21 protein-coding genes, 1 pseudogene and 1 riboswitch are annotated in these 18456 nt (G+C 43.6%); of the genes and pseudogenes, 17 read left to right on the top strand and 5 right to left on the bottom strand.

Going from position 1 to position 18456, the window contains the following annotated elements; translation table 11 throughout:
* Positions 1-148 precede the first annotated feature (148 nt).
* Positions 149-832: a class I SAM-dependent methyltransferase gene (locus tag GFC28_RS04220; protein WP_044743461.1), complete on the top strand. Its 684-nt coding sequence runs from the start codon at positions 149-151 to the stop codon at positions 830-832.
* A gap of 582 nt (positions 833-1414) precedes the next feature.
* Here GFC28_RS04220 and crcB (GFC28_RS04215) read toward each other — a convergent pair.
* The 3 genes from crcB (GFC28_RS04215) to metA form a co-directional block, all read right to left on the bottom strand.
* The gene (gene crcB / locus GFC28_RS04215) at positions 1415-1777 is read right to left on the bottom strand and encodes a fluoride efflux transporter CrcB (RefSeq protein WP_044743462.1); all 363 of its coding nucleotides are present in this window, start codon (positions 1775-1777) and stop codon (positions 1415-1417) included.
* Positions 1777-2193 (bottom strand): fluoride efflux transporter CrcB, encoded by a 417-nt coding sequence (crcB, locus tag GFC28_RS04210; protein ID WP_044743507.1) that lies wholly within the window; start codon positions 2191-2193, stop codon positions 1777-1779. The genes crcB (GFC28_RS04215) and crcB (GFC28_RS04210) overlap by 1 nt, the downstream gene beginning before the upstream one ends.
* Positions 2194-2245: 52 nt before the next feature.
* Positions 2246-2305, bottom strand: a riboswitch (Fluoride riboswitch).
* A 509-nt stretch (positions 2306-2814) separates the two neighbouring features.
* A complete protein-coding gene (metA, locus tag GFC28_RS04205; RefSeq protein ID WP_044743463.1) occupies positions 2815-3723 on the bottom strand; it encodes a homoserine O-acetyltransferase MetA in 909 nt (302 codons plus the stop codon).
* Positions 3724-3867: 144 nt separating this feature from the next.
* Between metA and GFC28_RS04200 the strand changes: the two genes are divergently transcribed.
* The 5 genes from GFC28_RS04200 (at position 3868) to GFC28_RS04180 (ending at position 8632) form a co-directional block, all read left to right on the top strand.
* Positions 3868-5556, top strand: coding sequence for a formate--tetrahydrofolate ligase (locus GFC28_RS04200; protein ID WP_044743464.1), 1689 nt, complete (start codon positions 3868-3870; stop codon positions 5554-5556).
* 168 nt (positions 5557-5724) lie between these two features.
* Positions 5725-6240 (top strand): hypothetical protein, encoded by a 516-nt coding sequence (locus tag GFC28_RS04195; RefSeq protein WP_044743465.1) that lies wholly within the window; start codon positions 5725-5727, stop codon positions 6238-6240.
* 66 nt (positions 6241-6306) lie between these two features.
* On the top strand, positions 6307-6783 hold the full coding sequence (locus GFC28_RS04190) for a glutathione peroxidase (RefSeq protein ID WP_044743466.1): 477 nt from the start codon (positions 6307-6309) through the stop codon (positions 6781-6783).
* 54 nt (positions 6784-6837) lie between these two features.
* Complete coding sequence (locus tag GFC28_RS04185; RefSeq protein ID WP_044743467.1) at positions 6838-7521, top strand: HD domain-containing protein; 684 nt, start codon at positions 6838-6840, stop codon at positions 7519-7521.
* Entirely contained in the window at positions 7502-8632 is a 1131-nt protein-coding gene (locus GFC28_RS04180) for a conserved virulence factor C family protein (protein ID WP_044743468.1), read from the top strand. The genes GFC28_RS04185 and GFC28_RS04180 overlap by 20 nt, the downstream gene beginning before the upstream one ends.
* Positions 8633-8733: 101 nt before the next feature.
* On the opposite strand, the gene GFC28_RS04175 is transcribed toward GFC28_RS04180, so the two are convergent.
* Positions 8734-9117 carry a DUF4183 domain-containing protein gene (locus GFC28_RS04175; RefSeq protein ID WP_044743469.1) on the bottom strand — a complete coding sequence of 128 codons (384 nt, stop codon included), beginning with the start codon at positions 9115-9117 and terminating at the stop codon, positions 8734-8736.
* Positions 9118-9332: 215 nt separating this feature from the next.
* Positions 9333-9482 (bottom strand): hypothetical protein, encoded by a 150-nt coding sequence (locus tag GFC28_RS19195; protein WP_156450532.1) that lies wholly within the window; start codon positions 9480-9482, stop codon positions 9333-9335.
* Between the two features lie 427 nt (positions 9483-9909).
* Here GFC28_RS19195 and GFC28_RS04170 point away from each other — a divergent pair, with 427 nt between their 5' ends.
* The 11 genes and pseudogenes from GFC28_RS04170 to GFC28_RS04120 all read left to right on the top strand — a co-directional run bounded on the left by GFC28_RS04170 (position 9910) and on the right by GFC28_RS04120 (position 18383).
* On the top strand, positions 9910-10308 hold the full coding sequence (locus GFC28_RS04170) for a DUF4183 domain-containing protein (protein WP_044743470.1): 399 nt from the start codon (positions 9910-9912) through the stop codon (positions 10306-10308).
* Between the two features lie 310 nt (positions 10309-10618).
* Positions 10619-11056, top strand: coding sequence for a BrxA/BrxB family bacilliredoxin (locus GFC28_RS04165; RefSeq protein WP_044743471.1), 438 nt, complete (start codon positions 10619-10621; stop codon positions 11054-11056).
* A 38-nt stretch (positions 11057-11094) separates the two neighbouring features.
* Positions 11095-11916, top strand: a complete 822-nt coding sequence (locus GFC28_RS04160; protein WP_044743472.1) for a class I SAM-dependent methyltransferase — start codon at positions 11095-11097, stop codon at positions 11914-11916.
* Positions 11917-11920: 4 nt separating this feature from the next.
* Positions 11921-12052: pseudogene (locus GFC28_RS19690) on the top strand (YuzL family protein); the annotation flags it as partial.
* A gap of 379 nt (positions 12053-12431) precedes the next feature.
* The gene (locus tag GFC28_RS04150) at positions 12432-13616 is read left to right on the top strand and encodes an LL-diaminopimelate aminotransferase (protein WP_044743474.1); all 1185 of its coding nucleotides are present in this window, start codon (positions 12432-12434) and stop codon (positions 13614-13616) included.
* A 103-nt stretch (positions 13617-13719) separates the two neighbouring features.
* Positions 13720-14424 (top strand): anthrax toxin lethal factor-related metalloendopeptidase, encoded by a 705-nt coding sequence (locus GFC28_RS04145; RefSeq protein WP_044743475.1) that lies wholly within the window; start codon positions 13720-13722, stop codon positions 14422-14424.
* Between the two features lie 38 nt (positions 14425-14462).
* Positions 14463-15257, top strand: coding sequence for a thymidylate synthase (thyA, locus tag GFC28_RS04140; protein WP_044743476.1), 795 nt, complete (start codon positions 14463-14465; stop codon positions 15255-15257).
* Positions 15258-15269: 12 nt separating this feature from the next.
* Positions 15270-15791 (top strand): dihydrofolate reductase, encoded by a 522-nt coding sequence (locus GFC28_RS04135; protein ID WP_044743477.1) that lies wholly within the window; start codon positions 15270-15272, stop codon positions 15789-15791.
* A 245-nt stretch (positions 15792-16036) separates the two neighbouring features.
* Positions 16037-16483 carry a YndM family protein gene (locus tag GFC28_RS04130; RefSeq protein WP_044743478.1) on the top strand — a complete coding sequence of 149 codons (447 nt, stop codon included), beginning with the start codon at positions 16037-16039 and terminating at the stop codon, positions 16481-16483.
* 99 nt (positions 16484-16582) lie between these two features.
* Complete coding sequence (gene ilvA / locus GFC28_RS04125) at positions 16583-17854, top strand: threonine ammonia-lyase IlvA (protein ID WP_044743479.1); 1272 nt, start codon at positions 16583-16585, stop codon at positions 17852-17854.
* Between the two features lie 277 nt (positions 17855-18131).
* On the top strand, positions 18132-18383 hold the full coding sequence (locus tag GFC28_RS04120) for a YpmP family protein (RefSeq protein WP_044743480.1): 252 nt from the start codon (positions 18132-18134) through the stop codon (positions 18381-18383).
* The last annotated feature ends 73 nt before the right edge of the window (positions 18384-18456 follow it).

Below are 18456 nucleotides of genomic sequence, written 5' to 3'. Positions count from 1 at the left end.
TAAGAGTGGAAGTGGGAGAGGGGGGAGCGAAAAAATAAAGTTTGCTATCATGCTAGTCTAAAGCATGTGGTCCTTCTCAATCATTGAAGATCAATGTATAATCGGTTTACAGCCACTTTTTCACTTAGAGGAGATGGAAGCAGCGAACATGAACATGTTTAAATGGCACGAAGAAGCGAAAAAGCAGTGGGACGAACGGGCCGAATTTTGGAATAAAAGCAGTGAGGACATGTGGGAACGCGGAAGCAGGAAAACGATTTTGCCGTTTCTTGCCTCCTATATCCCCATTGGGAGCGAAATGATTGATTTAGGATGCGGAGACGGATATGGAAGCTGGAAGTTGGCGCAGTCAGGCTACCGAGTGGTAGGCATCGACTTATCGTATGAAATGGTGGAAAAAGCGAGAATAAGAGGAGAAAATGAGCAGCTTCGGTTTATTCAAGGGGATTTGACTCATTTGCCCTTTGATGATGAAGCGTTTTCCGGAGCGATGGCGATTAATTCGCTTGAATGGACGGAAGAACCGTTAAAAGCGTTAAATGAAATGAAACGGGTCATTAAGCGCGGCCACTATTTATGTGTCGGGCTGCTTGGTCCGACAGCAGGCCCTCGAGCCAACAGCTATCAGCGTCTATACGGCAAGTCGGTCATTTGCAATACGATGATGCCATGGGAGTTTGAAAAACTGGCGCAAGAGAATGGCTGGGAACTTGTGGACGGGAAAGGCGTGTATAAAAAAGAAGTGGATGAAGAGGCTGTTTCCGGTCTGCCGACAGAGTTAAAACAGGCGCTGACATTTATGTGGCTATTTATGTTGCGCAAACGACGCTAAAGGGGCGTGAGTCGTTTATTCTGGCACCGCACCACACGAGTATCTACTATGAAAAAGCATAAAAGGGCTTGCCTTTGTTAATGGGCAAACCCTTTTATGCTGCGTCATTGGCCTTATTCATCCGCTCATGAACGTTTCTTGTTCGATTTGCGTCTTTACTCGGCTATGCTCCTTGTTTGTTAAGCCTCTTGAAATTAAAATGGTTGTAGACAACGTCAACATCAACTTTGTCTACAACCTGCTTTTTATTTAACTGGCAATATATTTATCTTCCCACTTATTTCGCCATTTGTTGCGCCGTTCCATCCGCGATCCTTTATATAGGTGCTTATACTTTTTCCAATGACTTTTCCATTGTTTTCTTCGTTCGGCTCTCATCCCTATGTCATCCCTTTCTTTTTTCTGTGCTGAATCGCTTTCTTCTTTATTTCTCTTTTTTTTGTGTCGAACCCTTTAGCTGTTTTTGTCGAGATATAAGAAGTTTTGCTGTGTAGAAGGAATCAGTATAGTACTGTCGACAAGCAACCATTTAAACATTATAACAAATTTTTAGTTTAAAGTCTTACATGCAGCCAGCAGACGTCATCGCTGGCCTAATTTCATGCCTAAAAAGGCGAGAAGCATCCCGAATAGATAACTTGCGCCTAAGTATAGAAGGAACATTTTCCGTTTCCGATTCGCATGCAGCTGAATCGCTTCCAATTTAAATGTAGAGAAGGTCGTGAAAGCTCCCATAAACCCAGTGCCTAATAGCAGCTGCCAGCCTTGATTCAGCTCTTTGCCTAAGATGTATCCCAATAGAAAAGCTCCCGCTAAATTGATTACAAAGGTGCCCGTTGGAAAAGGGGTGCTTCCACTCCGTTTCAACCAATTGTTTATACTGAATCGGGCAATGGCGCCAAAAAATCCACCGATCGCTACTAATAAAGCAGAATGATTGAGCATTACTTTTTTTCTCCTTCGAAACGATGCTTTTGTGTTGATTTAACAAAAAGGAAATTACCTGTCTGAGCTCCCAGCCAAGACATTGCAAGCCCTCCTGCTAAACTGCTGAAAATATAGCTAAGGGCGATGGCCCATTCGGATTGTTGAAGGAGTCTTACCGATTCCACACTAAATGTGGAGAATGTTGTAAACGAACCGATAAATCCGGTATTAATGGCTGTTATAAGCTCGGAAGGGAGTCTATGCAAACGCGCTAAATACATGGTGATCCAACTGATTGCAAAGCAGCCGATCAGATTGATGGACAATGTGGCAAACGGAAATGGGTGATGCCACCATATATCCACGAACAGCCCCAAATAATAGCGAGACAACGCTCCGATCATGCCAGCGATGCCAACAACAATATAAATCATTTTTTCCACCTCTTCAATAGTTTGGACAAAAAAAGACTCCACCAGTATTTGCATACCGGTAGGAGTCATCAGCTCAAAGGCAATTACGGCGAACTCCATCGCCTCTTCAATTACCTTGGATTATATCAAGGAAGCTCGGCTTCTGTCAATGATCGAAAGGCCTACATAAGGATCTGGCGTTCATTTTGTACGATAAGCTGGATTATGCAGGGGGAATAGACGGAGAGATAAAAAATGGTAAGCAGAATATGCCCCCACCTCCATTCCGTAAGAGGTGGGGAAACTTCCCGGTGGATGATGGTACATTAAAATGAATGATAGGAAAATAAGTGAAAAATATTAATTTGATAAGCCTTTCAATTTAGCCGAATCTAAAGAAAAAGAATCGACTTACTCCCAAATATATGACGTTCTTTGTGAAATTCTATGTAAATATGATATCTAAAAAATAAGCGGGATTGCTCCCGCTTTTTCTGTGACCACATTGACCACGCATTTGACCACGTAATTAGGTGAAAATGAGTTAAATACAATAAAAACAATAAGGGAAGATAGGTGGAAAAAACCTATTAAATCAAGTTTTTTCTTCAATTAGATAAACACGAAGAAAAAAGAATAACATCACTCCCAAATATAAGGCGTTTCTTGATAGACGTAGTAATTGAGCCAGTTGACAAATAACAAATTGGCATGAGCACGCCATGTATTCAACGGCGGTTTGGTCGGATCGTCATTTGGAAAATAAGATTCCGGAATTTGAATAGGCAGGCCTTTAGAGAGATCCCGCTCGTACTCTTCTTGGAGTGTAGTGGCATCGTATTCTGGATGCCCTGTTAGAAAAATGTGTTTGCCATCGTTTGAGGCGACGAGACATACTCCTGCTTTATCGGAGGACGCTAGAATCGTCAACTCTGGAACGGCTTCGATATCTTTGTGCGAAATATCAGTATGGCGCGAATGCGGAACGCGAAATACATCGTCAAACCCGCGTAATAGTTTGATATTTTTTGCTTTGATCGAGTGTTCAAAGACGCCAAAGCATTTTTGCGGCAGCTGATATTTTGGAACGCCATAATGGAAATAAAGCCCCGCTTGCGCTCCCCAGCAAATATGCAAGGTCGAGGTCACATTGGTTGTTGTCCATTCCATAATGTCTCGAAGCTCGCGCCAATAGTCCACCTTTTCAAATGGCAAATGCTCGATAGGAGCTCCGGTAATAATCATTCCATCAAATTTGCGATGTCGAATCGAAGGAAAGGTCGTATAAAATTGTTCGAGATGATGCTTGCTTGTCGTTTTTGCTTCATGTGTTTCCGGATGCAAAAAGGTAATATTCACTTGCAGCGGCGAGTTGCCGAGCAGGCGCAATAGCTGTGTTTCTGTTTTTTCTTTTTGTGGCATTAAATTTAAAATCGCTATATTCAACGGGCGGATATCTTGGGAATAAGCCCGTTCTTCATCCATCACGAAAATGTTTTCTTGCTCTAATATTTCTTTAGCAGGTAGATTTTTGGGAATATTAATAGGCAATCGTCTCATCCTCCATTCCTTATTTTTCTAAATAATTTAATTATAAGAACATTACGAATTTTGTTCAATCAATTTTTTCACATTTCTCTAAATGATAAAATAAATACTAATAGAACAAGCTGTTGAATAGATGGAGGAAAAGCGATGACAACGAAAACGAAATGGAAGACAGATCTTGAAATTGCCAAAGAAATCAAATTAAAGCGCATTCAGGAGATTGCGCAGGAACTTGGTCTTTTAGAGGAGGAGTTTGAGCCATATGGTCACTATAAGGCGAAAATCTCGCTTGATGTGATGAAACGGTTAGCCAGCAAGCCAGATGGGAAAGTGATTTTAGTGACAGCGATTAACCCGACTCCTGCCGGAGAAGGGAAATCAACCGTTACAGTAGGGTTGGGGCAGGCGTTGAACAAGCTTGGCAAAAAAGCCATTGTGGCCATGCGCGAACCATCGCTTGGGCCGACGATGGGCGTAAAGGGCGGCGCAACTGGAGGAGGTTATTCACAGGTGCTGCCGATGGATGAAATTAATCTTCATTTTACAGGAGATTTGCATGCGATTACGACCGCGACAAACGCCTTGGCAGCGTTTATCGACAATCATATTCATCAAGGAAATGAACTGCGCATTGACGTGCGCCGCATTGTTTGGAAGCGAGCGGTCGATTTAAATGACCGCGCCCTCCGCCGCGTGATCGTCGGTCTCGGCGGTCCAACTCAAGGCATGCCGCGTGAGGATGGCTTTGATATTACCGTTGCTTCAGAAATTATGGCTGTCTTTTGTTTAGCCAAAGATTTAACCGATTTAAAAGAGCGTTTGTCGCGAATGGTGGTGGCGTATAATGTTGATAAGCAACCGGTGACCGTCGGTGATTTGGGTGTTGAGGGAGCGTTAACGCTGCTTTTAAAGGATGCATTTAAACCGAATTTAGTTCAAACGGCTGAGCATACACCAGCACTGGTGCACGGTGGTCCGTTCGCTAACATTGCCCATGGCTGCAATAGCATCATTGCGACGAAAATGGCGCAGAAGCTCGGTGAGTATGTGGTAACAGAGGCAGGATTCGGTGCGGATTTAGGCGCGGAAAAGTTTTTGCATATTAAAGCTCGCTTCGCAGGAATCGAACCGGCTGCTGTCGTTATTGTTGCGACCGTTCGTGCGTTGAAAATGCATGGAGGCGTTTCCAAGCAAGAACTGTCAGTCGAAAATGTGGATGCGTTGCGAAGAGGGTTAAGCAATTTACAAAAGCATATCGAAACCATTCAAGCCTTCGGTTTGCCGTTTGTCGTTGCTCTTAATCGCTTTATCACTGATGCGGATCAAGAAATCGAAACGCTGCTGTCATTTTGCCGCGACCATCACTATCCAGTTGCTTTAACAGAAGTATGGGAAAAAGGCGGCGAAGGAGGAATGGAGCTAGCGGAAAAAGTGCTGGATATGATCGAACATGGCACAAACCAATTTGCTCCTTTATATGATCTCCATGATCCTCTGCCTGACAAAATTCGCAAAATTGCCCATGCTGTTTACGGAGCCCAAGCGGTCGAGTTTTCTACAAAGGCGCAAAAGCAAATGGCTCAATTTGCGGAATACGGATGGGATCGTTTACCTGTGTGCATGGCGAAAACGCAGTATTCGCTGTCTGACGATCCACAAAAATTAGGGCGTCCGACAGGCTTTGCCATTACGGTGAGGGAGTTAAAGCCATCGATAGGCGCCGGTTTCATTGTCGCTTTGACGGGAGACGTTATGACGATGCCGGGACTGCCGAAAGAGCCGGCCGCATTAAAGATGGATATTGATGAGCGCGGACAAGCGATTGGGCTGTTTTAACTAAGTGGCTGATCCGGCGAAGCTGGCCGTCTGCCGAACAGAAGTATTTTTTTGTTGATGACGAGAATGCTGTTGTTCTCATCCCCTTCGCTTTCGAGTGAAAGAGGCCCATGTTCAACTTTGCTGCTGAAAAATAAAGATGGAGTTCATAAAGAGGGAGACACACGAATGTTTGATCCAACCGTGTTTGATAATTTGAAAACAGTGATCGAAGGAGCTGTTTATGATTTAGATTTAGAAGGCGTCATCGCGGTGATAGAGCGCCATGATTTCATCGATTTAGCGCACCTTTCACGAATGTACGAGATTGCTTTTCAGCTACGGGGACAGCTAGGAGTGGATGTATCGTGCAAGGTGGAGCTGACAATGGATTTGGAGCAAATGGCTGGAGAACTGCTGCAAACATTAGCGGCTCCAGGGTGCAAATTAACGATTATGTTTACGATGCCACTAATGCAGGAGGAAACGGTCTGCCCTTTAGTGGAAGAAGTGCTCCAAAAGATTTGGGGAAGCAATCGGAGCATTTCGCAAACTTTGCGACGCGATTATAAAAGCGGACAAGGCAGCCATGAAATAAAAGTGCAATTTGGCCGGCTTATTGATGAAACCCATATCGATGATTTGCAGGAAATGCTGCCATATATGCTAAAATCTCTTCACGAACTGAAATTATTGGCCAAATGATAAAATGCCAGAGTGGAAAAGTTCCTCTCCGTTCTTTTATTATAAAAGAGAGAGGGGTGATGCTAATTGAGCATTTACGATTTCACAGTGAAAACGATTCATGGTGAGGAGAAAACGTTAGCGGAGTACAAGGGAAATATCTTATTGATTGTCAATACGGCGAGCAAATGCGGATTTACTCCGCAATATAAGGAACTACAAGAATTGTACGACCAATATCGCGATAAGGGATTGGTGGTTCTCGGGTTTCCATGTAATCAATTTGGAAACCAAGAGCCAGGAACGGAGGAAGAAATTGCTCAATTTTGCGAGCTGAATTACGGGGTGACGTTCCCGATGTTTGCAAAGGTTGATGTGAACGGAGAATATGCTCATCCGCTGTTTGATTATTTAACAAAGAAAGCGCCAGGGGTATTTGGAACAAAAGCGATTAAGTGGAACTTTACCAAATTTCTTGTTGATCGCGATGGAACGGTTATTGAACGATTTGCGCCAAAGACAAGACCTGCGGAATTAAAACAGGAAATTGAGAAATTATTATAAAAAGGAATAAGCTGCCTCTCCTTAAGGGAAGGGCGGTTTTTTGTCGGTGATGGGATGAAAAACAAAGAACAAATGATTCGTGAAACCGAAAAGTACGTAAAAACTGTATTGGAGCATGACTCAAGCGGTCACGATTGGTGGCATATGGAACGGGTTCGCCGCCTTGGCTGTTGGCTGGCAAAAAGAGAAGGAGCTGACGTGTTTATCGTGGAAATGGCCACGCTGCTTCATGATCTTGCAGATGAAAAGATAGCGGGAAGTGAAGAGGTGGGAATGAAAAAGGTTAGACAATGGCTGGAACACTGCTCACTCTCGAAAAAAGAAGAAAACAGTGTCATCGAGGCGATTTCAACCGTTTCTTATAAAGGAGGAAATGGAGAAGCGCCGCGAACATTGGAAGCGATGGTTGTCCAAGATGCCGACCGGCTCGATGCGATTGGGGCGATTGGAATTGCAAGAACGTTTATGTATGCCGGCCATCGCGGGCAGGCCATGTATGATCCGACACTGCCGGTTCGAAATGTGATGACGAAAGAAGAATATCGGCATGGCCCTAGCAGCACGATTCATCATTTTTATGAAAAACTATTGAAGTTAAAAAGCTTATTGCATACCAAAAGCGCCAAAAAGCTTGCGATCCGCCGCCATGAATTTATGGAGCAATTTTTACAGCAATTTTATAAAGAGTGGGATTTTCATGATGAAGGAGGGAGCGATTTTGCGGATTCGATCGATTGAACCAACCCCAAGTCCAAATACGATGAAAGTATTGCTGGATGAGGAGCTTCCATTTGGGAAGAGCCATAATTATAAAGCGGATAATATTCATACGGCTCCGCCACTTTTGCAGCAAATTATGCAAATTGAAGGAGTAAAAGGGATTTATCATGTGGCTGATTTCTTAGCCATTGAACGAAACGCTAAGTATCATTGGAAAGAAATTTTGCAAAAGGTGCGGGAAGTGTTCGGAGAAGACGCGGAAGATGCCCAAGCCGGGCCGCGTATGCATAATGAGCATTTCGGTGAAGTAAAGGTATACGTCCAAATGCTGTACGGTCTGCCTATGCAGGTCAAGCTGACAGATGGAGAGCAGGAGCGGCGGTTTGGCTTGCCAGAACGGTTTATGGACGCTGTAAAAGAAGCGCAAAAATATGCTGATAATGTAGTTCTTGAGAGAAAATGGTCGGAAAAAGGAGTTCGTTATGGTACGTTTGACGAAATTGGAGCTGAAGTGATCGAAGAGCTCTCCGCTGCTTATCCGCCTGAGCGTCTGGAGCGAATCGTGGAAATGTTTCGCAGCGGAGACCAAGCGAAGACACAACGGCGTACCAGTCTAAAAGTAACAGAAGAAATGCTCGATCATCCAGATTGGACCAAGCGCTATGCCGCTTTAGAGCAAATGGCGGAGCCGAGCGAAGCGGACTTGCCTGTTTTGGCAAAAGCGCTGAAGGATGAAAAAGTATCGATTCGCCGTTTAGCTGTTGCTTATTTAGGGATGATTGGCGGTAAAAAGGTGCTGCCATATTTATATGAGGCGTTAAAGGATAAAGCGGTGTCTGTTCGCCGTACGGCTGGCGACTGTTTGTCCGATATCGGCGATCCTGAGGCGATTCCGGTGATGATTGAAGCGCTAAAGGATGAAAGCAAGCTTGTCCGCTGGCGCGCCGCGATGTTTCTATACGAAACCGGCGATGAATCCGCTTTGCCAGCATTAAAAGCGGCAGAAGACGATCCGGAATTTGAAGTGAGCATGCAAATAAAAATGGCCATTGAGCGTATTGAAGGTGGCGAAGAAGCAAAAGGGTCAGTGTGGAAACAGATGACAGAAACGAGAAAACAAGAAAAGTGAGATTTTATATGTCGTATGAAGAAGTGACAATCAATCTCAAAAATGAATCAAAGCGTGATGGATGGCCCGTCACGCTTTGATTGTATAGTTTTATAAAAAAGTTACGTTTCAACGTCTGTCGTTGCGGTTGGAGCGAATTGCACAATTTCGAGCACAATCGGCGTTCCAGCCGGAATAGTATCTGTGCCCGCCGGCACGTCAATCGCAAGCGATCCCACCCCAGTACCACCTGGCGTATAGGTAGAGATTCCATCCATTTGTAAAACTCCATTCACATAAACCGTGTAATAGCTGTTGTCGGTCGCTAAAGCTGGTAGCGTTGTCACCGCGTTTCCGCTGTCATCCAAAAAGTCTGCCGCATCAATCGTAAGCGTAGCTCCTGCTGCTGTATCAGCTGCAGCGACGTAGAAAAATTTGGTGCTGGTCGGCACGGTCGTGATGGCCGTAGCAGCGCCAACAAAGAGCTTCATAAGTTGAAGAGCCATGAACATATCCCCCTTTCCTCTTGATTTTTAATTAAGAAAGCAATAAACCAACATAGTAAGCAAGGCATAAAAAAAGAAAGCAACTGCGCGGGTCATGTTTATTGCTTAACTGTTCATGATTTATCATATGAGTGAGGACGGTAAAATGATTTAGCCAATTATCATGTATTTGAATAAAAAAGAAAAATAGATTCAGCCCATTGGCTGTGACAACATCACTTCCGCAAATGAGCAGATAAGGAGCCTATGATGACATGATGACGGTCGGATGACTGAACAACATCGCTTCCAGACAGATAAATTTTGTCGGGAAGTGGCTGGCTGTTTTGTTCTTGGTCACGCTTTGGCATGATCGAGGCAAGCAACCGACTTGCCTCCGTCCGTAAAAAAGAGAGCGATATATTCCGTCTTCTCATCGGATCTATTAACATATCCACTGAGATGGAGTAGAGGTTCATCTTAGTTTGTATAATCTTCTTTCCTTGTTCACTTTATGTTTTTTTCTGCATAAAAATATAAAAAGCAGGCGAATGCCTGAATCAATCCAACCCGTTTATGCGCCGTTTTTCCTTCTGTTTCTGACAGAAAGATCGATTGATCCGCTGGCATTTTTTGATTGAAGGGCCGTCTAATGATATCGATCAGAACAGACTCCCATCCATATTGGCCGGGAAATCGGTTATCCTATTCGTTCCATTGATAGGTCAAGCGTTTCAAACGCTTGCATAAAAGGCAAATAGCGCTTGATAAAGAGAAAGATTGGTTATCTATTTTTCAGTTTGGGTGGTATCTATGAGAAAAAAACAGAACGATCAGAGGCATGTGATTGCTGTTCCAAGGGTATATGACTGGGTGAATCGAACTACAACGATTCATCTCAGCGTAGATTTGCTCATCCCGCCGCAAATTTTGCAAGTCGAAACGTATCAATATAATTCGATATCCGATGGCTGCAAAACGGTTTATACAAATGATGATGAACTAAAGGAATACGGAAATCGAGGAATACTGGACCCGAAGAACGTATCCTTTATCAATTTGTTTATAAACGGGGTGCTACAGCCGCAAAACGTGTATGAAGTACAGGAAGGAAAGTTGATTTTAAATTCTGCCGATGTTCCACTTAAAGGTACGCCGATCATTTTGCAATTTGTCACCATTAAACAAGGAGGAAGGCATCATCAAGATTGATGGAATAAAGGCTGTTTATATAAATCTAACTTCAAAAAGAGGAAACCCAGAACGGGGTCTGTAAAAACTCACGGTTGGAAGAGACCTTTACTACTCATGAACTCCATATCCATACACATGTTAACATGTCAATTTGATGAGCCGATCCCGTTTACACGCCGTTTCAAGATGTAAAAATCAAGTATCATAGTGAACTTGCTGGTGGCTAGAGACGTATTTGCTTCTATCGATACAGCAGTATTTTTCGTTGATTTTTTCGTAAGGAAATAGTATCCTTTTGACATTGAAGACATGTTTAGGAGGGATTCAAATGTCAATGGCATATGAAGAATATATGCGCCAGCTCGTTCAACCGATGCGTGATGAGCTTGTCCGCGCGGGATTTCAAGAGCTGACAACGGCTGAGGAAGTGGAGAACTTTATGGAACAGGTTCAAGGAACAACCTTTGTCGTTGTCAATTCGGTTTGCGGGTGTGCGGCTGGCTTGGCGCGTCCTGCCGCAACACAAGCGATTTTACGCAGTGAGAAAAAACCGGATCATTTAGTGACGGTGTTTGCCGGTCAGGATCGTGAAGCGACAGCAAAAATGCGCGAGTATTTCGTGGGAATCGAGCCTTCTTCGCCATCGATGGCGCTGCTTAAGGGAAAAGAGGTTGTCCATTTCATCCCGCGCCATGAAATTGAAGGAAATTCAATGGAAGCGGTCATGGAAAATATTATGAGTGCATTAGAAGCGCACTGCGAATAAGGATGTCTTCAAGACATCCTTATTTGGTGGAGGTTTGTATGATTGTTACGACTGCAGGAAGAACGAATCCAAGCATGATCGCCAAGGCAAAACAAATCGCGGATGAGCTCGATATTCTGTACGTGCCGCGTCAGAAAATGTCGGTAGAAGCCTTACAAATGCAATACGGCGATGAAGTGATGGTAGTCGGAAAAAAACGTTTAGAAATATATCCGTCTGATGGAACGTCCTCTTTCTTTTTTCATCCGAATTCGGCGATGTTTCGAGTGAAAAGGGTATTGCGCGGAGAGACGGAGCCGTTTTTAGAAGCCACTAAACTGCAAACAGGAATGTCGTTTTTAGATTGTACAGTAGGAATCGGTTCAGACAGCATCGTAGCCAGTACGGTAACAGGGGAAAACGGCATTGTTGTTGGAACAGAAGGGAACCGTTATATCGCTTATTTAGTTCAGCAAGGATTGCGCCAATGGGATTCAGGTATCGTCCAAATGAATGAGGCGATGAGGCGCATTCAAGTGTTCCACGCTGATTACCTTTCTTTTTTACGTTCCCTTCCGGATCATTCATTTGATGTCGTTTATTTCGATCCGATGTTTGAACAATCCATTGTCGAATCGGACGGCATTCAAGGCATAAAGTCCTTTGCCCTTTATACAGAACTGACGGAAGAGGCCATCTTCCATGCGAAACGGGTGGCGCGGCAGCGCGTGGTGCTTAAAGACTATTGGCAGAGCACAAGGTTTCATCGTTTCGGCTTTTCGGTCTATGCGCGTAAAACGGCTAAGTTCCATTTTGCGGTGATTGAATTGGCAGAAGGAATAGAGAAAAATAAAGATGGGGACGTTCATGGACGGAGGTGACAACATATCAAAACGAAAAAAAGATTCGTCCAAGACGGGTTTAAGCTCTCCGCATATCCAAGGGCAAGGAACGACGACTACGGAAACGGGAGCGCACGAACTTGATTCTGCTCGCAAAAAAACAATAGCGATAGATAGGAAGGTTGAGCGATCGAACAACACCGCTGATAGGAACGTATTTGTCATTAACGGCGGGCTGTTCGGTCTTTTGTTTATGCTAAATCGCAGCAAAAGCAAGTTACCGACTGTCGAAATATATCCAAATAGTCATGAAAACAAAAACTCGCAGGCCCCCCTGCGAGTTTTTACGAGTCGGCAAAACAGCTATAAATGTAATAAGCAATCGTCAGCAAGCTTAATCCGAAAAAAATCGCATTCATTTTTATCCTACCCTTTCTATTTTAGAGTGATTAAATTGTGCTACACTGGTATTGTGGAATCCTTTGTCTCGGAGTATTCCTTATATTCATAATATATATCAAAAAAACAAGAAAAAGAAAGGGGTTTTTTGGAGAATGGAAATGAAAATCTCAGAGCGCATGAAAGCGTTCGGCGCTTCTGTATTTAGTGAGTTGATTGCTTATAAAAAAGCAAAGATGGCTCAAGGATTCGATATGATTGATTTAAGTATCGGAAGTCCCGATTTGCCGCCGCCGTCCTTTGTAAGAGAAACCATCGCTTTTTATGCCAGCCAGCCTGATACATACGGTTATTCTTTAACAGGAACGAGTGAATTTTACGATGCGGTGGCTTCCTATTACCAAACGGAGCATAAAGTGCAGCTGAACCCAAATGAAGAAGTCGTTTGCTTAATGGGATCTCAGGATGGTCTTGTTCATTTGCCGATGGTGTTTGCCGATCCCGGTGATTTTATTTTAGTTCCTGATCCAGGCTATACGGCGTATGCAACAGGAATTGCGATGGCCCAAGCAGAGCCTTATTTCATGCCGCTTCGCAAAGAAAATGGCTTTCTTCCAGATCTTCGCGAGATCCCGGAGGAAGTGGCAAAACGTGCGGCGATGATGATCGTCAACTTTCCGGGAAACCCTGTTCCGGCGTTAGCCACTGAGTCTTTTTTTCAAGAGGTCATTGCATTTGCCAAACGATATAACGTGATCGTTGTTTCAGATTTCGCCTATAGCGAGCTGTATTATGAAGGACATAAGCCGATTAGTTTTCTATCTATTCCTGGAGCGAAGGATGTAGGCATTGAGATCAACTCGCTGTCGAAAAGCTATAATATGGCTGGATGCCGAATTGGATATGCCTGTGGAAATGCAGAAATTCTCAAGGTGTTTTCACAGTTTAAATCCAACCTAGACTATGGCGTGTTTTTGCCTGTTCAAAAAGCGGCTGTCGCAGCTCTGACAAAAGGAGCTTCTTTTTGTGAAGAAAGCCGAAACATTTATCAATCTCGCCGCGATTTATTAATTGAGGGCCTTTCTTCTATTGGCTGGAAAATTGAACGGCCAAAAGCAAGCATGTTTGTTTGGGCAGAAATTCCCGATGGATGGACATCGTTAGAGTTTGTTTATGCTTTGATGGATCGAGCCCATGTTGTGGTAACGCCAGGACATGCATTCGGCCCGAATGGGGAAGGTTTTGTCCGCATTGCTCTTGTTCAAGATGAGGAGAGATTAGCCGAAGCTGTTAGCCGCATAAAGCAAAGCGGCATCTTCCATCTTCCCTCTTTTTCCTAAAATTATGCATTTCTCTAGCTGTTTTCGTGTGCTATAGTAGAAAAAAAGAGTCTGTTGGCTTGCTAGTTTCATAGCATGCAGGAAAAGGCAGGGAAATAGCTGGATGAAACGTTTGATTGGTCTCATGGCAATGGTTGTAGCTGTTATTCCGCTGCTTTCGTTTTCGCCATATCCGAATACGTACGGTGTTTTATTAAGAGCAAGCTCTCTTGCTGGGATGGACGTTCCCTCTTATTCGCTATTGCGAAACATGGTCATTTTGCCTGATGGGCCATTCAACCAGGTAGAGGCCAAAAAAATGGTGAGCACACTGGCGCGCATTGACGGGGATTTATTACAAAAAATGGCCGATAAACAGATATATATTAAACTGTTTAATGGAAAGCTGACGGATGAGCCGTCCGCCCGATCATTGCGCGGAAAGGTGCCCCGCGGCTATATGGCGCTTTCAACATGGGATGATGTGCCAGGGATGGGCGGTTCACGTCTTGTGCTCGTCAAAATCGGGCACAGTGACAAAGGAAAAGGGCATGGTTCCATCAATTTAGAATTGCACGAGCTTGCCCATTCTGTAGATGATATTGTATTGAACGACATTCATGAAACCCCGGATTTTTTGGCGATTTGGCGCGAAGAAGCAGAGCGCCTGTTTCCCGGTCAGTACTATTTTCTCGATTATCCGGAAGAATATTTTGCGGAAGCGTTTGCTTATTACTATCATAACGATGAAACGCGCGCTCATTTGCAGAGATTGGCACCAAAAACGTCTGAATTTATGCAGCAATTGACGAAAAGAACTCGAAAATGAGTTCTTTTTCATTTATGATAGAACATGAGGTGAGCACGATGCAGCAATATTTACAATTACTTGAAGATATTTTGGAAAATGGAATTGAAAAAACAGACCGAACAGGAGTGGGGACCCGATCAGTATTCGGTCGGCAGCTGCGATTTGATTTGCAACAGGGTTTCCCGCTATTAACAACGAAAAAGCTACATATTCGGTCCATTATTTATGAGCTGCTGTGGTTTTTAAGCGGCAACACCAATGTTCGCTATTTACAGGAAAATGGCGTAACGATTTGGGATGAATGGGCTGACGAAAACGGAGAATTGGGGCCTGTCTATGGGGCGCAGTGGCGTTCTTGGAAAGGAGCGGACGGCAAAACGGTTGACCAGATTAGCCAAGTCATTGAACAAATTAAAACAAATCCTGATTCGCGCCGTTTGCTTGTTAGTGCATGGAATGTCGCGGAAATTGACAAAATGAAATTGCCGCCTTGCCACTATGCATTTCAATTTTATGTGGCGGATGGAAAATTGTCTTGCATGTGGCAGCAACGTTCTGTCGATACGTTTCTTGGCTTGCCGTTTAACATTGCCAGCTATGCCCTGCTGACGCATATGATCGCCCAACAATGCGAATTGGAAGTTGGTGAGCTCATTTTTACAGGCGGGGATGTTCATTTGTATTTGAACCATCTGGAACAAGCAAGGCTTCAATTAACAAGAGAGCCGCGACCGTTGCCAAAGCTGGTGATTAAGCGGAAGCCGGACTCTATTTTTAATTATCAGTTTGAGGATTTTGAAATTGTTGACTATCATCCGCATCCGCATATTAAAGCATCGGTTGCGATCTAAAGGAGAGAGAAGATGATTTCGCTTATTGTCGCAATGGATCACCATCGCGTGATTGGGAAGGATAATCAATTGCCTTGGCATTTGCCAGCCGATCTTGCCTATTTTAAGCGCGTTACGATGGGCCATCCCATCATTATGGGCAGAAAAACGTTTGAGTCGATTGGCCGGCCGCTGCCAGGAAGAGAAAATATTATTATAACCCGCAATCATTCTTTTCGTCCCGAAGGCTGCACGGTTATTCATTCTGTAGCGGATATTCAAAAAATCGCAGCAGAGCGCGAGAATGAAGAGATTTTTATTATCGGAGGAGCTGAGTTATTCCGAGCGACGCTGCCGTTGGCTGATCGCCTTTATATCACAAAGATTGCTGGGCAATTTGCTGGGGATACCTTCTTCCCTTCGTTTGATGAGAGAGAATGGTGCCTAGTGTCAAGCCAGCAAGGCCAAAAGGACGAAAAAAACCGGTATGACTTTGCGTTTCTCGTCTATGAACGCAAGCGGCCGCACTCAGAACATGGCCGGTCTTTGACATGAAAAAATGCGCGTCCCGATTCTCCGTAAACCGTGTTTTTCAGTTTTCGTTTCTCTTTTGTCCGGCACCACAAGAAAGGGTGAAAACACATAATTGGATGGATATAGGACTTACCGCGTCCGTTTCCGTCTGCGCAAAAACGTGCTTCGCTTATTGCGAAGCACGTTTTTCTTTTGACCGATTTTGAATAGAGAGGGTGTAGAAAAGGAACGATAACAATAACCAAACGAGAATGGAGGGAGAAGTTATGAAGCATATCATTTCATTCGTGATCAAATTTGTTTTATGGAGTACGGTGTTGCTTTCGTTTTTAACCATTTTTAATACGCCGATTTCGCTTATTTTTTTTATTTCATTGGCGGCAACAGTGATTTCATATGTACTTGGCGATTTATTGATTTTACCGCGAATGGGAAATTTCGTGGCAACGCTTGCTGATCTTGTTTTGTCATTCGGGCTGATTTGGTTTTTTTGTTATTGGTTAATCGAACGAACGGCCAATATGGCTTATGTTGCTTTTTTCGCAACGTTGGCGATTGGAGCTGCAGAAGCATTTTTTCATCTGTTTCTTGAAAACCATCTTTTCACTGACCGCACCATGCGGCAAACAAGAAATTGGTTCGATGAAGGAAGATGGGCGACCGAATTCGCAGAGGAGTATGAAGAACCGAAACAAAACGACGATTCTCAGTAAATGCCCTGTTTTTATAAATTTTTTGAAAATTCCCTTTCCTTTTTTAAAATTTGTGATATAATTTTCAAATTAAAAAAGTGATGGAAAGGACAAGGGAATATGGAACAGCAATTGAAACGAAAACGAGGAGCCGTGTATGTGGAAGATGTTTTAATCGCGCATCATACGCTAAAAGATGTCGTATACCACACCCCGCTACAAAGAAATGCATTGCTATCGGAGCGCTATGGCTGTCAAGTTTATTTAAAGCGTGAGGATTTGCAGGTTGTGCGCTCGTTTAAAATTCGCGGTGCTTATAACTGCATGAAGCATCTGACAGACGAAGAACGAAAACGGGGAATTGTTTGTGCTAGCGCAGGTAATCACGCTCAAGGAGTGGCCTATTCATGTCGCGCGTTAGGTGTGCATGGAAAAATTTATATGCCTGCGACAACACCACGCCAAAAGGTTTCACAAGTTCAATTATTCGGAAAAGAGATGGTAGAGATTGTTTTAGTTGGCGACACATTTGACGATTCCTTTAACGAGGCTGTTCAATGCGCTGAGCGAGAAGAGAGAACGTTTATTCACCCGTTTGATGACGAGTATGTGATGGCTGGACAAGGAACGATCGGAGTGGAGATTCTTAATGACTGTGAGGAACCGATTGATTTTGTGTTTGCCAGCATTGGTGGCGGCGGATTGATGGCAGGTCTCGGTACATATATCAAAAGCATCTCGTCTGCCACAAAACTGATTGGCGTCGAACCAGCCGGAGCTCCATCCATGAAAGCGGCACTTGAGAAAGGGGAAGTTGTGACTTTAGAGGAAATTGATAAATTTGTGGATGGAGCAGCAGTCAAAACAGTAGGAGAAAAAACGTTTGCGTTATGCAGAGAAATGATTGACGACATCGTCGTTGTGCCAGAAGGCAAAGTGTGTACGACCATTTTAGAGCTTTATAACGAAAATGCCATCGTGGTTGAACCAGCTGGAGCCTTGCCAATCGCCGCTTTGGATTTGTATCAAGAGCAAATTCGCGGAAAAACCGTTGTTTGTGTTATTAGCGGAGGAAACAACGATATTGATCGGATGCAGGAAATCAAAGAACGTTCCATGATTTATGAAGGCTTGCAGCATTATTTTATCGTTAATTTCCCACAGCGTGCTGGAGCATTGCGCGAATTTTTAGATGAAGTGCTGGGACCGACGGACGATATTACGCGGTTTGAATACACAAAGAAAAATAATAAAGAGAACGGACCTGCATTAGTGGGAATCGAACTGAAGCGGCGGGAGGATTATGCTCCGCTCATCGAGAGAATGAAAAAGAAGGGATTCCCTTATCAGGAAGTCAATAAAGATCCGAACTTATTTCATTTACTTATTTAATATATCCATTGAGAAGTCTCCCACCGCTTAACAGAGTGTAGGGGAGAGAGGGGTGTTTGGAAGCGGCGGTGTTCGGTCGTCCGACTACCAAAATCAGATGATCGTCTGCTCATTTGAGGCCAAATGTGGATACAGGTCGATATCGTTATGTGGAGCACGATGAGTCATTCGTTATTTTTCGCTAAAAAAATTATAAATCTTTCGCGCAATCTGACATACTTTTACACCGATTTCGTGTATAATAATAGTAAATCGGTCAAAAAAGAGGATTGATATTTTGCTATTCAAAAGCCTGGAGTTCAAGAATGCTTATGGACAGAAGGTAAAAATTATTGAGATTCCAGTATTGGAGGAAGATAACACCTATCGCTTTATCGTTCAATCACGTTTAGAGACGCTGATAGCAAAAGTCTATTGGTCTCAGGAAGCACGTTGTGTTTATTCGTTTAGGGATCATTTAAAAAGAGTGTTGAAATGGCCTGTCTATGAACAAATTTTCAAGACAGATATTTTAAAAAATAATGCATAAGCATCATATGAAAAAGTTGCTTTGCTTTGGCAAAGCAACTTTTTTTGCATTTATTATAGGCATTTCACTCGTT

Origin of the sequence: Anoxybacillus sp. B2M1, from assembly GCF_001634265.1 — a bacterium.
Lineage (GTDB): Bacteria > Bacillota > Bacilli > Bacillales > Anoxybacillaceae > Anoxybacteroides > Anoxybacteroides rupiense.
This window is presented reverse-complemented; position numbering and strand designations above follow the sequence as displayed.

Bases quoted from the DNA above. Each gene is read 5' to 3' on its own strand.
- GFC28_RS04220 (WP_044743461.1), top strand. From the start codon at position 149: ATGAACATGTTTAAATGGCACGAAGAAGCGAAAAAGCAGTGGGACGAA.
- crcB (WP_044743462.1), bottom strand. From the start codon at position 1,777: ATGCTCAATCATTCTGCTTTATTAGTAGCGATCGGTGGATTTTTTGGC.
- crcB (WP_044743507.1), bottom strand. From the start codon at position 2,193: ATGATTTATATTGTTGTTGGCATCGCTGGCATGATCGGAGCGTTGTCT.
- GFC28_RS04200 (WP_044743464.1), top strand. From the start codon at position 3,868: ATGACAACGAAAACGAAATGGAAGACAGATCTTGAAATTGCCAAAGAA.
- GFC28_RS04195 (WP_044743465.1), top strand. From the start codon at position 5,725: ATGTTTGATCCAACCGTGTTTGATAATTTGAAAACAGTGATCGAAGGA.
- GFC28_RS04185 (WP_044743467.1), top strand. From the start codon at position 6,838: ATGAAAAACAAAGAACAAATGATTCGTGAAACCGAAAAGTACGTAAAA.
- GFC28_RS04175 (WP_044743469.1), bottom strand. From the start codon at position 9,117: ATGGCTCTTCAACTTATGAAGCTCTTTGTTGGCGCTGCTACGGCCATC.
- GFC28_RS04170 (WP_044743470.1), top strand. From the start codon at position 9,910: ATGAGAAAAAAACAGAACGATCAGAGGCATGTGATTGCTGTTCCAAGG.
- GFC28_RS04165 (WP_044743471.1), top strand. From the start codon at position 10,619: ATGTCAATGGCATATGAAGAATATATGCGCCAGCTCGTTCAACCGATG.
- GFC28_RS04160 (WP_044743472.1), top strand. From the start codon at position 11,095: ATGATTGTTACGACTGCAGGAAGAACGAATCCAAGCATGATCGCCAAG.
- GFC28_RS04150 (WP_044743474.1), top strand. From the start codon at position 12,432: ATGGAAATGAAAATCTCAGAGCGCATGAAAGCGTTCGGCGCTTCTGTA.
- GFC28_RS04145 (WP_044743475.1), top strand. From the start codon at position 13,720: ATGAAACGTTTGATTGGTCTCATGGCAATGGTTGTAGCTGTTATTCCG.
- thyA (WP_044743476.1), top strand. From the start codon at position 14,463: ATGCAGCAATATTTACAATTACTTGAAGATATTTTGGAAAATGGAATT.
- GFC28_RS04135 (WP_044743477.1), top strand. From the start codon at position 15,270: ATGATTTCGCTTATTGTCGCAATGGATCACCATCGCGTGATTGGGAAG.
- GFC28_RS04130 (WP_044743478.1), top strand. From the start codon at position 16,037: ATGAAGCATATCATTTCATTCGTGATCAAATTTGTTTTATGGAGTACG.
- ilvA (WP_044743479.1), top strand. From the start codon at position 16,583: ATGGAACAGCAATTGAAACGAAAACGAGGAGCCGTGTATGTGGAAGAT.